The organism is Helicobacter valdiviensis, assembly GCF_003245365.1.
Taxonomy (GTDB): domain Bacteria; phylum Campylobacterota; class Campylobacteria; order Campylobacterales; family Helicobacteraceae; genus Helicobacter_D; species Helicobacter_D valdiviensis.
Window position 1 is genome coordinate 1 of record NZ_NBIU01000014.1, and the last position, 15930, is coordinate 15930.

Annotated in this window: 17 protein-coding genes and 1 pseudogene; all 18 read left to right on the forward strand. The window is 31.0% G+C overall.

Features of this window, described 5'->3' with window-relative positions; genetic code table 11:
• Positions 1–122 precede the first annotated feature (122 nt).
• The 18 genes and pseudogenes from B6S12_RS05740 to B6S12_RS05825 all read left to right on the forward strand — a co-directional run bounded on the left by B6S12_RS05740 (position 123) and on the right by B6S12_RS05825 (position 15919).
• A complete protein-coding gene (locus tag B6S12_RS05740; protein ID WP_111229849.1) occupies positions 123–305 on the forward strand; it encodes a hypothetical protein in 183 nt (60 codons plus the stop codon).
• 1 nt (position 306) lies between these two features.
• Positions 307–726 (forward strand): acyltransferase, encoded by a 420-nt coding sequence (locus B6S12_RS05745; protein WP_181450972.1) that lies wholly within the window; start codon positions 307–309, stop codon positions 724–726.
• A 15-nt stretch (positions 727–741) separates the two neighbouring features.
• Positions 742–1401 carry an O-methyltransferase gene (locus tag B6S12_RS05750; RefSeq protein ID WP_111229851.1) on the forward strand — a complete coding sequence of 220 codons (660 nt, stop codon included), beginning with the start codon at positions 742–744 and terminating at the stop codon, positions 1399–1401.
• Positions 1392–2492: a DegT/DnrJ/EryC1/StrS family aminotransferase gene (locus B6S12_RS05755; RefSeq protein ID WP_111229852.1), complete on the forward strand. Its 1101-nt coding sequence runs from the start codon at positions 1392–1394 to the stop codon at positions 2490–2492. The genes B6S12_RS05750 and B6S12_RS05755 overlap by 10 nt, the downstream gene beginning before the upstream one ends.
• Complete coding sequence (locus B6S12_RS05760; RefSeq protein ID WP_111229853.1) at positions 2470–3015, forward strand: adenylyl-sulfate kinase; 546 nt, start codon at positions 2470–2472, stop codon at positions 3013–3015. Before B6S12_RS05755 ends, B6S12_RS05760 begins: the two co-directional genes overlap by 23 nt.
• Positions 3002–4306 carry a hypothetical protein gene (locus tag B6S12_RS05765; protein ID WP_245892549.1) on the forward strand — a complete coding sequence of 435 codons (1305 nt, stop codon included), beginning with the start codon at positions 3002–3004 and terminating at the stop codon, positions 4304–4306. The genes B6S12_RS05760 and B6S12_RS05765 overlap by 14 nt, the downstream gene beginning before the upstream one ends.
• Before the next feature lie 143 nt (positions 4307–4449).
• Complete coding sequence (locus B6S12_RS05770; RefSeq protein WP_111229854.1) at positions 4450–5502, forward strand: ParA family protein; 1053 nt, start codon at positions 4450–4452, stop codon at positions 5500–5502.
• A gap of 33 nt (positions 5503–5535) precedes the next feature.
• Positions 5536–5649: a sugar transferase gene (locus tag B6S12_RS05775; protein WP_245892551.1), complete on the forward strand. Its 114-nt coding sequence runs from the start codon at positions 5536–5538 to the stop codon at positions 5647–5649.
• Positions 5622–7391 (forward strand): DUF2972 domain-containing protein, encoded by a 1770-nt coding sequence (locus tag B6S12_RS05780; protein ID WP_111229855.1) that lies wholly within the window; start codon positions 5622–5624, stop codon positions 7389–7391. Before B6S12_RS05775 ends, B6S12_RS05780 begins: the two co-directional genes overlap by 28 nt.
• Positions 7392–7507: 116 nt before the next feature.
• Positions 7508–8294 (forward strand): annotated as a pseudogene (locus B6S12_RS05785) (class I SAM-dependent methyltransferase).
• Positions 8295–8339: 45 nt separating this feature from the next.
• Positions 8340–9101: a class I SAM-dependent methyltransferase gene (locus B6S12_RS05790; protein WP_111229856.1), complete on the forward strand. Its 762-nt coding sequence runs from the start codon at positions 8340–8342 to the stop codon at positions 9099–9101.
• The gene (locus B6S12_RS05795; protein WP_111229857.1) at positions 9085–10635 is read left to right on the forward strand and encodes a hypothetical protein; all 1551 of its coding nucleotides are present in this window, start codon (positions 9085–9087) and stop codon (positions 10633–10635) included. Before B6S12_RS05790 ends, B6S12_RS05795 begins: the two co-directional genes overlap by 17 nt.
• Positions 10636–12954, forward strand: a complete 2319-nt coding sequence (locus B6S12_RS05800; RefSeq protein WP_111229858.1) for a PEP/pyruvate-binding domain-containing protein — start codon at positions 10636–10638, stop codon at positions 12952–12954.
• Positions 12945–13574, forward strand: a complete 630-nt coding sequence (locus B6S12_RS05805; protein WP_111229859.1) for a gamma-glutamyl-CDP-amidate hydrolase — start codon at positions 12945–12947, stop codon at positions 13572–13574. The genes B6S12_RS05800 and B6S12_RS05805 overlap by 10 nt, the downstream gene beginning before the upstream one ends.
• Entirely contained in the window at positions 13571–13768 is a 198-nt protein-coding gene (locus B6S12_RS05810; protein ID WP_111229860.1) for a hypothetical protein, read from the forward strand. The genes B6S12_RS05805 and B6S12_RS05810 overlap by 4 nt, the downstream gene beginning before the upstream one ends.
• Complete coding sequence (locus tag B6S12_RS05815) at positions 13755–14042, forward strand: CDP-glycerol glycerophosphotransferase family protein (RefSeq protein ID WP_181450973.1); 288 nt, start codon at positions 13755–13757, stop codon at positions 14040–14042. The genes B6S12_RS05810 and B6S12_RS05815 overlap by 14 nt, the downstream gene beginning before the upstream one ends.
• Positions 14039–15154 carry a CDP-glycerol glycerophosphotransferase family protein gene (locus tag B6S12_RS05820; protein ID WP_111229862.1) on the forward strand — a complete coding sequence of 372 codons (1116 nt, stop codon included), beginning with the start codon at positions 14039–14041 and terminating at the stop codon, positions 15152–15154. The genes B6S12_RS05815 and B6S12_RS05820 overlap by 4 nt, the downstream gene beginning before the upstream one ends.
• The gene (locus B6S12_RS05825; RefSeq protein WP_111229863.1) at positions 15155–15919 is read left to right on the forward strand and encodes a phosphocholine cytidylyltransferase family protein; all 765 of its coding nucleotides are present in this window, start codon (positions 15155–15157) and stop codon (positions 15917–15919) included.
• Positions 15920–15930 lie beyond the last annotated feature (11 nt).

Sequence of the window (15930 nt, forward strand, 5' to 3'; positions counted from 1 at the left end):
AAAAAAAAAAAAAATAATTAAAAAAAAAATAATTAAAACCCCCAAAAAACTAAAAAATAAAAAAAAAAAGGGTTTTTATTAAAAAAAAAAAAATTTTTTTTTAAAAAAAAAAAAAGGGGGGGGTGGGGGGGGGGGGGGGGGGGGCATATTTTGAAAAGATTATTCGTGCTACCTCAATGCCAGGTTTTGAACCTCCTTTTTTTGTTATTAGAGGTAAGAAGTTTATCATTGTGCCAGAAGATAAGTATTTAAATGAAGAAGCAAGAGATATTTACTTTATTAAGGAGCGGAATAAAGAAGGTTAAAATGGGTGTAAATGTAAAAGTTGTTGAACCATGTAATTTGTATGAATGTGAGCTTTGTGATAATGTATTTGTAGGGCCTTTTGTAGAGATACAAAAAGGAGTTAAAGTAGGGGCAAATACACGCATTCAAAGTCATAGTTTTATTTGTGAGCTTGTGAGTATTGGAGAATCTTGTTTTATAGGACATGGAGTGATGTTTATAAATGATTTATTTTCTAAAGGCGAACCTGCAAATGGCAATAAAGATTTATGGAAAGAAACTAAGATAGGTAATCAAGTAAGTATTGGTTCTAATGCTACGATTTTGCCTGTTAGTATTTGTGATGGAGTGGTTATAGGTGCAGGAAGTGTGGTTACAAAAGATATTGTAAAAAAAGGAATTTATGCTGGGAATCCTGCAAGATTAATTAGAGAAATTTAAATTTTAGGAATTTATGTGGAATTTTTAGAAGTTGTAAAGATAATAGAAGATAAAAGAGAAGAGTTAAAAGCAAGTAACGATTATTTGGAAGTGGTTGATTATGGAGCAGGGCAAGCAGAGGATAAACGCACGAAAGAGGAAATGCAAAAAGGAGTAAAATTAAATGTTCCTTTAAAGGAGTTTGCAAAAATTGGAGTTAAGAAAGAAAAGGCATTTCAAATTTATGAAATTTTTCAAAAAAGACAGCCAAAAGTAATTTTAGAACTTGGAACTTGTTGTGGATTTTCTAGCTCTTATATGGCTTATTTTGCACCAGAGGCTAAAATTTACACCATTGAAGGAAGTGAAAATTTAGCTAAAGTGGCAAGAGAAAATCATAAATATTTTTGCTTGGAAAATATAGAAGTTTTAGAAGGTAGGTTTGATTTGGTTTTGCCAGATTTGCTTTCTAAAATTGCCCCTATTGATTTTGCATTCATTGATGGACATCATAATAAAGAGGCAACTTTGGAGTATTTTAGGCAAATTTTACCCTTTATGGCAAGGGGGGGGGTAATACTTTTTGATGATATTTCTTGGAATGATTCTATGAAAGAAGCTTGGAGAGAAATCGTGGAGAGTAAAGTATATCAGCATTACAAAGATTATTCTTGGATGGGAGCTATATGGTTATAAAATTTTTAGATTTACATAAGCAATATTTAACAATAAAAGAGGAAATAGATCAAGCAATTTTTGAAGTGATTAGCAAGAGTGCTTTTATAGGCGGAAGTGTTGTGGGGGAATTTGAAGAGGCATTTTCTAAATTTTTAGGTGGGGGAGTTGGAGTTCTTGGGGTTGCTAATGGAACTGATGCGCTTGAGATTTCTATCAAAGCTTTGAATTTACCAAAAGATTCTATTGTGCTTGTGCCTGCAAATACTTTTGCAGCAAGTGCAGAAGCTGTTGTAAATAATGGTTTAAAAATTAAATTTGTAGATTGCAATGAAAGCTATGGAATGGATTTAGAAGATTTAAAAAATAAAATTACCAAAGAAGTCAGTGCAATTTTGGTGGTGCATTTATATGGAATGCCAGCTCCTATGAATGAGATTTTGAAACTTGCTAGAAAAAATAATCTAAAAGTGATTGAAGATTGTGCTCAAGCACATGGGGCAGAATATAGGGGAGATAAGGTTGGCACATTTGGAGATATTGCTACTTTTAGTTTCTATCCGGGTAAAAATTTAGGTGCTTATGGAGATGGAGGTGCTATTGTCAGTAAAAATGAAAAATTATTACAAAAATGCAAACAAATAGCCCACCATGGAGGTTTAGTTAAATATGAGCATACTATTGTGGGGAGAAATTCTAGATTAGATTCTATTCAAGCTGCGATTTTAAAAGTAAAGTTGCAGTATTTGCAAAAATGGAATAAAAAAAGGCAAGAAGTGGCTAAGATGTATTATGAGGGGTTAAAGGAAGTGGAGCTTCCAAAGGTAAGTGAGGGAGAGAGTGTTTGGCATTTATTTGTAGTGCGTTTTCAAAAAAGAGAGAAAATTATAGAAGCATTAAAGAATAAGAATATTGAGTATGGGTTGCATTATCCTATTGCTCTGCCAAATACCCCTGCTTTTTACAAACAAACATATGTAGTGCCAAGCGAGAACAAAAGAGCAACATTCTATCAAGGGCAAATTCTCTCATTGCCTATGGGAGAACATTTGGAGGTGGAAGAAGTGCAAAGGATTATAAAGGTGGTAAATGAAGCAGTTAGTGGAGAATGATAGAGGGCTTGTAATTTGGCTATGTGGTTTAGCAGGGAGTGGAAAAAGCACTCTAGGCAGAGCTTTAAGCCAAAAACTAAAAGAAAAAATTCCCAATGTAGTGTATTTAGATGGAGATGAGCTAAGAGATTTGCTAGGGCATTATAGCTATGATAGGGAAGGTAGGATAGAAGTGGCACTAAAACGCTCACAATTTGCTAAATTTTTAAGCGATCAAGGGCAGGTGGTTGTGGTTACAACCATTTCGCTTTTTAATGAAGTGTATAAATACAATCGCCAAACTCTACAAAATTATTTAGAGGTTTATATAGAATGCGATTTAAAAGAACTAAAGAGGCGTGATCAAAAAGGGCTTTATAGTAAGGCACTTTGTGGAGAGATTAGCAATGTTGTTGGGGTGGATTTAGCCTATGAAGTGCCTAATGCTGATGTGATTATTGATAATAGTCTGCAAAATGAGCTAGATAAAAAGATAGAAAAAATTTTAGAAAATGTGGAGATAAACTGGAATGTTAAAGGATAAAATCTATGTGTATCCTAAAGGAATTTCGGGAATTTTACTAGGAGAGATGATTAGGCAAGTTGAGGGAGAAAATTGTGAAGTTATTTATATAGACGATGCCATAAAAGGAAATACATTAGAAGATTTAAAGGATGATATAGTTGCGGGGGGGGGGTGTATAAATTTAGCTAACAATGAGGTGATTAGAGCAAATCAAGAGACAATCAAGAAAATAAAGAAAAAATTAGATAATTATAAACTTTCTTATAAAGAACATGCCTTTGGTGAATATTCTACTAAGATGGTTAAGAAAATAGAAGATGATATCATGGGATTGGGTTGGGATAAAGTTATTGGTATAGAGCTTTGTGGCATTGCTAAAGATAAGCATATAGGGTATTTAGATAATTATTTATTGGAAAACTCAGATGCAAATCTTTTATATTTGTGTGCTACTAAGTCTTCTTTAGATAATGTTTTAAAAAGATTTCTTGATAACCCTTTAAAACATAGAATTTATGCTGTTTGTTTCCCTTTAGAATATACTGATAAAATTTCTTTTTTGAAAGTTCTATGCAAGACATCTTTAAACAATAATAAAAATAAAAATGTGCCTACTTTTTATTTGGGGCATGCATTAAATGATTGGTCTAATGTGGATATGGAAAGATATTATGAGGATAAAATAGATTATTTAAGTTTGGGATTAAAGAAATTTTCACCCAAAAATCTTACATCTATAAAGACGATTGAATGTGGATATTTAGGTTTTGATCTTATAGCAAAAGAGATTAAACTAAAAAGCTGTAAGGATTCAATAGTATTTGCCCCTTATCATGAAGAAGAATTTTTTAAGTTTTTGCCTTTTATGCAAGAGATTTTAAATAAATATAGAGTTATTTATAGGGATAGGCAGTTTTTTGAAGGTAGGCATTTATGGATAGAAGCAAACAAGAAAATAAAAGAATTGCAAAAACATCCAAACTTTTTTATAGAAGGAGATTGGTGGATGCGTGGGGAATTGTATAGTAGAAGTTTTGCATTTGTGGGTGGAATTACAACTGCTATTAATACTTTTCCAGTTTTGGCTTTAGCTCCTAGCATTAGTGATAATAAACTTCTTGATTTGGAACTTGGCATAAGAGTTGAATTTGAAAAAGATGATTTATTGGAAATTGTGGATGATATTTATAAAAATCGTTTAATTTGGAAGGAAAAACTTTTATCTTATAGAGAACAATCTTTTTTTAATTTTGGGAATGCAAGTGAGGTTTTAGGTGAATTTATAATTTCTAATTTTTTGAAACTTTAGAAAATAGAAAAATTATAAGGAGTTTTCTAAAAGCGTTATAAATGAGGCAAAATAGGGTTAATTTTTTTAGGATTAAAGAAAAATTTTGTTTTTAAAATGTATAATAAAATTTAAAAATTATACAATTATGCAGGCTTTAGAAAATGAAATCCATTTGTTTTTTTAATCATAAAGGTGGTGTAAGTAAGACAACTACAACATATAATTTAGGGTGGGCTCTTTCAAGGTTGGATAAAAAAGTATTGATGGTAGATTTAGATCCTCAATGCAATTTAACTGGACTTGTTTTATCAAATAAGGCACTGGATGATGAATTTATGGAAAGTTTTTATCAAAATAGGCAATTTATTACATTTGAGCCTATTGTTGAAAAAATTATATCGGGCTCAAATAGTTCAGAGTTGGCAAATGATGGCAAGATTTACCCAGTCGATAATAATTTATTTTTATTAGCAGGAAGTTTGAATCTTTCAGAGCTTGATAGTCAAATAACAACAGCTTTTAAAATTACGAGTGGTTTGCCAATTTTAGGAAAAATTATCGAGAGTTTTTTTGAGACTTTAGAAAAAATAGCAAGAAATAATGATATAGATTATTTATTGCTTGATTTAAGTCCTAGTATTAGTGGTTTAAATCAATTAGTATTGATGGGAAGTGATTATTTTATAGTTCCTACAAGTCCAGATTATTTCTGTTTGCAAGCTGTACATTCGTTAAGTAAAAAAATAATGCAGTGGCATAGAGAGATAGAAGAATTTAAGAAAGCCACTTCCATAAGAAGCATTAAAAATAAACCTTTGTTTATAGGCGCAATTCAGCAAAGATATAGACTTAGAAATGAAGCACCAACAAAATCTTTTGAAAAGTGGATTAAAGAGATAAGGGGTGCTATTAATGAAGTATTAGTGCAAAAGTTAAATAGTATCCATTGTGTTGTTGATAAAGATAAGTTTAAAAGAGCTATTGAGGATGAATTTTCTGAATTATCTCCTTATGATTTGGCGCAAATTCCAGATTTTAATACATTGATAGCTATTAGCCAAAGGAGTAGAAAGCCTGTATTTTTACTTAATGATGAGGATTTAGACAATGCAAATCAATTTGGAAGTGCCAAAGAAACAAGTGAAAGAAAGATAAAAGATTTTGACTTGCTTTTTACGAAGCTAGCAAGAGTCATTGTAGAAATTACTTCTTGATATTTTTATATTAGTATATTAAAAGGTGTTAAAATGTTGCAAAATCCAAATTCTGCGGTAGATAGAGTAAAAAATCATCTTGCCTACAAATTAGGCAATATAATGATAAAGCATAATACTTGCGGGGGGGGGGGGGCTTTTCTTTAATAGCTTCTCTTTTAAAAATCAGAAAAGAGTATATTAAAAGCAAGAGAATCTATGAAGAAAACATTAAAGTTTTTCCACAGCTAAAATATCCAAAAATAGAAGATTGTGAGGACTATAGAGAAAGCTTAAGGTGTAAAACTGATTTTCCTTATTTGCTTGGCGATATGATTATAAGGGAAGATGGGAGTTGGCATAAATCAGGATATTTTAAAATTAAACGGCAAATTAAGAAAGCAAAGCAAGAGTGTAAAGAAGTAGTAATTAAGAGTTTATCAAATAATGTAAAAAATCTACTATATTTGGCACATTTTAAAAATGTAATTAGGATTGAGAGAGTGGCTCAAATCATAAATTTACATCAAGATTATAAGCCTATTATACAAACTATTTTAAACAATTTTGAATATTTTTTAAGCAATTTTAGCATAATTGAGAGATGGCTAAAATCTGATGAATTTTATAAAAAATATAAAAAAGAAAATCATCCCTATCCTTCTTTAATTAATCCAAAAACTGCAGATTATAGGAATATTCCAGCAGAATTTGCATGGGAGATAAATTTGCCTTTACCAGAGAATTATAAGTTTGTATTTTTGGGAGTTCATGGAGCTGGTACTGGGGCTATGGTAGAATTTTTAAGGTATTGCAACATTAGGTTAAACCCTATTGTAAACTTTAGTAATTTTGGTAAATATTTAGAAATGTATGTAGGATTGCAAAGTGGAGAGTGTAATGCTATTGTTTTATCTAGTTATGCAGAAAAATATAATGATAAATTATACTATTTGATTTCTAAAAAAGTTCCCTACTTATGTCTTGTAAGAGATGCTATTTCTTTATTGAAGCCTTTTATAAATCATTTTGCTTATGAGATAAGTCCTACAAATAAAAATAATAAAAAAGAAGAAATGGTAAAACTTGATTTTGATTACAGGGATTATTTGTCAAATTTTATGCTTTATGAAGTGTGCATTATAGAGAAAAAGAATAAAGGAGACAAATTTCATTATGATAGATATCCAAAACTGGAAAATCTTTACAAGTATTCAGATGGTGATTGGCATATCCTAAACTACCGTATTAATCTTTTAAAGCATAGCATAGATTCTATTTACTATTATGATATGAGTAGTATTGTGGGAGATAAAACTTATAATACTCTTAAAGAAATGTCTAAAATTTTTGGCTTTAATGTCCCTAATAATCCGCAGTTATTCCAATCTAAATTAAATGGTGGTGATATGAGGATGGTTCTTCCATTTGTATTGCAAGCTACTTTGAGAGATTTAGAAGAATATCAAAACCTTGCACAAGAATATCTGCAAGATTGTGTAAAAGTGCTAGTAACGACCTATCAGGCAATAAATGGTAAAAATGATTATAGGGATTTAACCAAGATAATATTTGGAGAAAATTTATTTTTTGATAATGTGGTGTGTGTCTGTGAAGAAAGAGACTATGAAATTTTACAAAACAATACAATATTATTTGATGAAGTAAAGAACTTTTTGTATTCTTATGTGGAACAAATGTATAAGCAAGATAAAATTGAAAAGAAAAAGAAATTTACAGAAGAAGATATTTTGCAATATTTGAAAAACAACACAGAAGTAGCAGCAAAGTTTTATAGAGTAATAGAAAAGGATTTAACCCATATCAAGCAACACCGCCCAGATATTGTAGCTTCATGGAAATATTATCAAGAGTTTTTAAAAATTTGTAAAGAAAAGGGTATAGAGTGATGAGAAGAAAGTGGTGGTATGTAGAATTTCAAGAAAGTTTATAAATAGTTTTAATAAATATGTGCTTAACAAAAAGTTAGCTAAAATATTATAAAGAAAATTAAAAAAGGAAAATAATGAAACAAGGTGATTTTACAAAGGTGGCAAAGCATTACCACAATCGTCCTGCATATAGTCCAATGCTTTTAGAAAAGTTAGTTGCTTGTATAAATGATAACAATAAAGTATTATGCGATTTACAAGTGGTAGAAGTGGGGGCAGGCACAGGCAAGCTTACTAAAATGCTAGATGAAATGGGTTTAAATGTAATTGCAGTAGAACCAAATGATAATATGAGAGAAGAAGGGATTAAATACACCAAAGATACTAAAATCAAATGGCAAAAAGGAAGTGGTGAAGATACAGGAGTGGCTTCAAATTGTGCAGATTGGGTAATTATGGCAAGTTCGTTCCACTGGACTGATCCTAATAAATCTTTACCAGAATTTAGAAGAATTCTAAAATCTAGTTCCTCTGCGGGGGGGGGGGGGGTATTTTAGTGCCATTTGGAACCCTAGAAATATTTTAAAAGATTCTATTTTCTATGAAATTGAAGAAGAAATTAAGCATATTGTTCCAGAGCTTACTCGTGTGAGTAGTGGAAGTCAAAATGCAAAAGCTTGGGAGCAAGTTTTAATCTCTACGGGGGATTTTAAAGATTGCTTTTTTATGGAGTGTGATTATGAAGAGATAATGAGTAAAGAGCGTTATCTTGGAGCTTGGCATTCTGTAAATGATATTCAAGCACAAGCAGGAGAGGAGCGTTGGGGAAAGATTTTAGCAATGATTGAAAATAAAATTTCTCATTTAGAGCTAATTAAAATCTCTTATAAAATTAGGGCTTGGAGTGCTAAGGTAGTCTAAAATAATCTTCCTTGTATTCTAAGTCAAGAATGCAAGGAAGAAAATATGGAAAAAATCGTTGAGCAAGTATGGGATTACACAAAACATGCAAAATATTATAGTTATAGACCAAATTATGCACCAAAAACCATTGATATGCTAGTGGAACTTACACAATCTTGCGGTAAAAAGGTAGCAGATATTGGTGCGGGGACAGGGAATTTAAGTATTATGTTGTTGCAAAGAGGTTGTGAGGTAGTTTCAGTAGAGCCAAATGATGCTATGAGAGAAATAGGAATTGAGCGAACTAAAGGGCAAAAAATAGAGTGGGTTAGAGCCACTGGGATAGATTCTACACTTCAAAGTGGTGCGTTTAATTGGGTTACTTTTGGAAGTAGCTTTAATGTAATGGATAGAACAGAAGCTCTAAAGGAATCTTATAGACTTTTGCAAAAAGATTGTTATTTTTCTTGTATGTGGAATCATAGGGATTTAAAAGATCCTATTCAAGAAGTAGCAGAGGGAATTATTTTGGAATTTGTTCCAAATTACACAAGAGGAGTAAGACGCGAAGAGCAAAGAAGTATTATTGAAGCACATAAGGAAATGTTTGATAATATTATTTATATTGAAGAGGATTTTTATTTCCATCAAAGCATAGAAAACTACATCAATGCTTGGAGAAGTGTGAAAAATCCTTATTGGGATTTAGAGACACAAGAGGGGCAAGAATTGTTTTTAAAAATTGCAAATAAAATGCAAGAAAAATTGCCTAGCGAATTTGATATTAAATATACAACAAGGTGTTGGAGTGCTAAGAAAATCTAAAACTATCTATCTTTACCCAAGTGGTGAAGATAGTCAAGCAGCTTTTATTATTTTAGAGCAAATCAAGAAGTTTTTTGCCATCAAAGCAATAGAATTTATTGATGATGGCTCTCATTTAACCTCACTTGAAAATTGTCAAAATCCAATCAAAAAAAATGGGGAACTTTGGATTATCCATCAAGATAAAAGTGTGTATGATAAGTTAGTTTTGAATGCAAAAAATTTAGATATAGAATTTTTTAATGGAATACAAAAGTGCGAAGAGCTTTTATTTGCTTGTTTTGGCAAGATAAATAAGGAAGAGAGCTATAAAGAAAAAAAAGAGAGCTTTTATCTTTTAAATTATATGGCTTATTTTATTTTGCATTTTTTTATTTCATTAAGGCAAGATGGCGTATTTTTGCAAGAATTTTTTGCACTTGTTAGAAAAAAAGAAAAGAGCTTTAAAAAACAGCTAAAAATCAAGCAAGATACCATAGGGATTCAAAGGACAAGTTTTGGTTCTAATAAGCATTTAGGAGAAATTGCAAATAAGCTAGAGGAGAAAAATATCAAAATAGCCTATATTTATGGCGAAGAGGATTTGTATTTAAAAGAGCGTGAGTTTTATAAAGATAAATGTATTTTTTTTCCTTTGCAGAGCAGTTATTTTGGTTGTTTTTTAAATCTTTTTAAATTTTATGTAACATGTCTTATGCCTCATACTACGCCAGAGGGAGGCACAAAATATATTTATGTTCCCCATGCTTTTATTGATCCTATTGCAACTTTAGCTCAAAGAAAGCGTCCTTTAGATGCGTTTTATTTTAAACGCAAAATGGGGATTAATGGATATAGGATTATCTCAAGCCTATCTAATTTTAAAATTTATAAAGAGGGCTTTAAGGGAAGTGGTTATGAAGAAGAGCTTGTGTGTGGGGGGTATCCAAGTTTAGATTTAAATATTAAAGAATATCAAGAATATAGGGTAAATTCTAGCGGGGGGGGGGGCGATATTTTGATAGCTATTAACAAAAAAGAAAATTTAGCAATTATTGATAGCTTTTTAGAGGAGTTTAAAGAGAGATTTTCGCTAAAACATAAAGTTTATTTTCGCCCCTATCCTGGAAATATTGCCAAACAAGAGAATTTAAAAATCATAGAAAAATATCAAAACCAGCCGTGGTTTATTTATGATAAGACGCAAAAGCTAAGTGCGGAGATAATGCATAGATGTTGTGTGCTAATAGGGGATCATTCAAGCTTAGTTTATACATTTGCACTTACTTGCTTAAAGCCTGTAATTTTGCTCTTTAAAGAAGTTTTAGAAAATGAGTTTGCAGGAGTTAGATTTGTAAATCCACTCTTACACAAAATGGCTTCAAACAAAGAAGAAATGTTTCAAAAATTAGAAGAAATTTTTAACGAAGACTTAAGGCAAAAGAAAATAAGACAAGAAGCTATCCAAAAATATAGAGAAAAAGAAGTGTTTCATCTAGGAAAATCTAGTGAATTTATTGCTAATTTTATTGCAAGAAAATGTGAGGAAAAATAAATGCAGGAATTAAAATTTATCTCCAAAGCACAAAATCTAAAAGTATTACAAAATATATTAAAGAGTGCTAAAATTTTGCCATTATTGATTACAAACAAAGAGGAGTTTAGCACAAATCCTAATGGGGTTATTAAACAGATCTTAAAAATGCAGGCAAAAAAGTTTGTGGTGCGAAGTTCTTCTTTTAGTGAAGATTCTAAAGTTTGTTCTAATGCAGGAGCTTTTTTAAGCCTTTTAAATATAGAAGCTAAGGAAGAATTGCTTAAAGAAGCGATTTTAAAAGTTGCAGATTCTATGCCAGATTTAAAAGATGAGATTTTAATCCAGCCTATGCTAGATGATATTGCCATGTGTGGGGTTGCATTTAGTGTGGATAAGGATAATTTTGCCCCTTATTATTGTATTGAGTTTGATAAAAGTGGCACAAGCCATGCTATTACAGATGGAAGTGCTAAGGAGAAATTTAGCTTTTTTTCACATAGGGGAGCCAAAGATTTAGAAGATAAAGATTTAAAATCTCTAATAGATTTAATAAAGGAGCTAGAGAAGCTTTATAATTACCCTTTTATTGATGTGGAATTTGCAAAAAATAAAAAAGGTGAGCTTTATTGTTTGCAGGTGCGTCCGCTTGTAGAGCCTTATTTAAATCTTTTTAATGCACTTCCTAAAGAAGCGCTAAAAAGACTGCAAAAAAGATTTATAAGTTTGCAAAGAAAGTTAAAAAACCTACATGGAAAAAGGGCTATTTTTGGTGTAATGCCTGATTGGAATCCAGCAGAAATTATAGGGTTAAAACCAAAAAGATTAGCATTGAGCTTATATAAAGAGATAGTTACGGATAGTATTTGGGCTTATCAAAGGGATAATTATGAGTATTTAAACTTGCGTTCCCATCCTCTTATGCACTCGTTTTTAGGAATTCCTTATATTGATGTTCGACTTTCTTTTAATTCTTTTGTGCCAAAAAATTTAGATAGCAAAATTGCCTCCAAGCTAGTAGATTATTACCTTGATTGTTTAGATAAAGAGCCTAGTTTGCATGATAAAATAGAATTTAATATTGTCTTTTCAAGTTATGATTTTAATCTCCAAAATAAGTTAAAAAAGCTAAAAGAAGCTGGTTTTAATGAAAATGAGCTAAAGCGTTTGGAATTTTCACTCTTAGAGCTTACAAATGAGATTATCCACCCAAAAAATGGGCTTTATTTAAAAGATCTAAAAAAGATTAAAAAACTTCCAAAGCTTTATAAAAAGCTTATGGAGAGTGATTTGTCTATTTTAGACAAGATTTATTGGCTTATAGAGGACTGCAAACGCTATGGAACGCTTCCTTTTGCGGGAATTGCAAGAGCAGGTTTTATTGCAGTGCAAATGCTAAATTCTCTTGTAGAAACTGGATTTTTCACACAAGAGCAGAAAAATGAGTTTTTAAACTCGCTGCAAACTATTAGCAAAAGATTGAGCTATGCAAGCAATCAATTAGATTCTAATAATAAAGAGCAGTTTTTGGAGGAATTTGGGCATTTAAGAGCGGGAACTTATGATATTTTATCTCCCCGTTATGATGAGGCATTTAGTGAGTATTTTGACACAGAGCAAAAAATAGAACTTAAAAAAACAAAGCCTTATGTGCTAGATTCTATAATGCAAAATAAATTAAATAGGCTTTTAAAAGAACATGGAATTAAGGTAAATGCACTAGAATTTATGGAATTTTTAAGGGTTGCTATTGAGGGAAGAGAACAAGCTAAATTTGAATTTAGTAAGCTTTTATCTAAAGCAATTTCATTAATTGGGGAGCTTGGAGAGTATTATGGGATAAATAAAGAGCAAATGGCACATTTGGATATTAAAAGCATACTTTCTTTATATTCTTCACTTTATTCTAAAAGCCCAAAAGAGAGATTTTTGAGTGAGATTGCACAGAATATGCAAGAATACAAGCTAACACAAGCTTTAAAGCTTCCAGCACTTCTAAGAAATGAAAAGGAGATTTTTAGCTTTTTTGGGATTAAAAATTCTCCAAATTTCATTACGCAACTTGATGTAGTGGCAAAAACTGCTAAAGAGGGAGAGAGTGATTTAAAAGGCAAGATTGTCTTAATTTATGCAGCAGATCCAGGGTATGATTATTTATTTACCAAAGGAATTTTAGGCTTTATTACTTGCTATGGTGGGGCAAATTCTCATATGGCAATTAGAGCTTCAGAGCTTGGAATGCCAGCTTGCATTGGGGTGGGCGAAGAGTATTTTGCCGAGCTTTTAAAACATAAGCGTTTAAGATTAAATTGCGGAAGTGGGCAGATTACATGTCTTTAAAATTTATTGGAATCTCACAAAGATTATTACAAAATGAGAGCTATTATGAATTAAGAGAGGCTTTATCACTTGAATGGGGAGAGTTTTTTGCTAAAAATTTAGAAGGGTTTTTGCCACTTCCTTTAAGCTATGCAATTAATATTGAATGCTATCAAGAGGTTTTGGCGGGAGTGATTTTAAGTGGTGGAAATGATTTAAACGCATTAAATCCCAACCCTCTTTCGCAAAAACGCGACTTGTATGAAACAAAAATCATAGAGCTTTGCCAAAGGACACATAAGCCATTGTTAGGAGTTTGTCGCGGTGCACAAATGCTTAGTGAGTATTTTGGTTCTCAATTAAAATTGGGAGCTGGACATGTGGGGGAGCATTTTATTAAAACCGCACAAAATGAGATTTATAAAGTAAATTCTTTCCATAATTATTGTATTGTAAAACTTGGAGAAGAGCTTGTAGCACAAAGCTATGCAGAAGATAAAAGTGTGGAATCTTTTTTCCATAAAACTTTGCCTTTTTTTGGCATAATGTGGCATATAGAAAGGGAGGGCGGAATAGAAAATCAAGAGATTTTTAAAAAATGGATTGAGGCAATTAAAAATTTTAAGGAGAAATGTAAATGAAGATATTGTATGCACCTAGCATAAGGGAATTTAGTGATAATATTATTGCGAATTTGCAAGCAACTTTTGATAGACAGATTTTAGAAACGCTTATGGGGGAAGGTAGAGAAATTTTGTATTTGCCTCATCAAAGAACAGATAAAAGGATTAAAGACAATATACTGCGGGGGGGGGGGGCATTTGTTGGAGCTTAGTGAGTTTCCTAAAGATAATGTAGATCTTTTAGTAACCGATGTTTCTAGTATTGCTTTTAAATATTCCTTGTATTTTGAACGCCCTAGCATATTTACTTTTATGGGATTTACAAAGATAGAGTTTCCAAAAGATAAATTTTATACTCTTTTAGAAAGTATTGGAATATGTGTATATTCTTTAAAAGAATTGTGTGAAGTGATTGCAAATTTTGATGAGATTTCTAGACAAAAAAGCTTAAAAATTAAAGAATTTTTAGAAGGAGAGATAATATGAATAATATTGCATTGCAAATTGAACAATTTATTTCTATGAGTTCTAAGAGTCTTAAGAGTTTTCTAAGCACAGATAAAAAGAATATTGTAATCTTGGCTTATTATCCTACTTACCGTAAGCAGTTTGGTTCTCTTATTTTAAAACTTAAAGAAAAGTATAATGTAATTAGTGTGGTGGATAGAATTTTAAATGATGAGTTTGAGAGGAGTGCCCATCATAATCTTTTATTCCCTTGGAGAGTGATAGAAAATGGTCAGACTTACTATTTAGATGCAGATATAGAAGGGATAGATTTGATTTTGACTGCAGATGAAGTGGGCTATAATGATGGGAAAATTGATAGGGAATTTTTAAGTAAAAGTGCTAAAAGAATGTATTTTCCTCATAGCCTATTAGAAGCCACAGGAGTGAAAGATTATTATGATTATATTGTAGTTCCCTCATCGGTAGCTATGCAAACTTATGAAAAAAACTTAAAAGACAGCAAGGTTAAGCTTCTTCCTTGTGGGTATCCAAAGCTAGATTTAAGTATAGAAAACTATTCTTACAAGAGTGAAAATATCATTTCTTTTGCCCCTACTTTGCGTTTTTTTGATGCTTCAAAATATAGTAATTTAAATCTTATAAGTGGAGTGGAGAGCAATTTAATAGAATGGCTTTTAGAGAATACAAAATATAAGATTTTAATCCATGCACATCCAGTTAGTTTTCAAAATAAGCATAATTTTTATGAGCTTATAAAAGCAAAATTCAAAGACAGTGATAGAGTTTGTTTTGATGAAAATTTAGGAGGAGATTATTTTAATAGAAGCGATTTTTTAATTACAGATATTTCTACGACTGCATTTACTTACTCTTTTAGCACTTTGCGTCCGAGCTTTTTTTATAAACATTATGAGTTTAAAAATGAAATTGAAAAATATATTGATAAAATTACACCCAATGGAATTAGCGATAGTTTTGAGGTTTTAAGGCAAGGAATAGAAAGAATAGATTTTAAAATTATGCAAGAAAAAATTAAGAGTTTTAGAGAAGAAGTGATTTATAATGTAGGCAGTTCAAGTGAATTTATTGTAAATCAAATAGATGCAATTTTACAAGGAGAAATATAAATGAATGCATTGATTTTGGCAGCTGGTTTTGGATCTCGCCTAATGCCACTTACTAAAGATAATCCAAAATGTATGGTGGAATTTAGAGGCAAGAAGATTATTGATTATGAAATAGAAGCATTAAAACAAGCAGGAGTTAAAAATATAGCGGTTGTGGGAGGATATTTATTTGAAGTTTTAAAAAATTATGTAAGTAAAACCCATCAAATTTCTAAAATTTATGAAAATAAAGAATATGATAAAAGCAATATGGTTAGCACCTTTTTTAAAGCAAGGGAGTTTATGGAAAAATGTATAGAACAAAAGCAAGATTTACTTGTAAGCTATGCAGATATTATTTATTTTAAAGAAAGTGTTTTAAAATTACAAGAAGCCAATTCTCCTTTGGCTATTGTTGTAGATAAAGAGTGGAAAAGTTTATGGCAAAAAAGATTTCAAAATCCACTAGAAGATGCAGAAACTCTAAAAATTAAAGAAGGAAAAATTATAGAACTTGGTAAAAAACCTAAGAATTATGAGGAGTGTGAAGCCCAATATATTGGGCTTTTTAAAATTTCTTATGGATTTTTAGAAGAAGTGATGAAGTTTTATGAAAAATTGGATAAAAATAAGTTGTATGATGGTAAAGATTTTGCAAATATGTATATGACAAGCTTTTTGCAAAGCTTGATAGATACTTATGCCAATGCAAAAGCAGTTTATATTTATGGAAAGTGGTGCGAGATTGATTTTAAAAGTGATTTAGAAATTTCATACGATTTTTAGTATAATTCCCC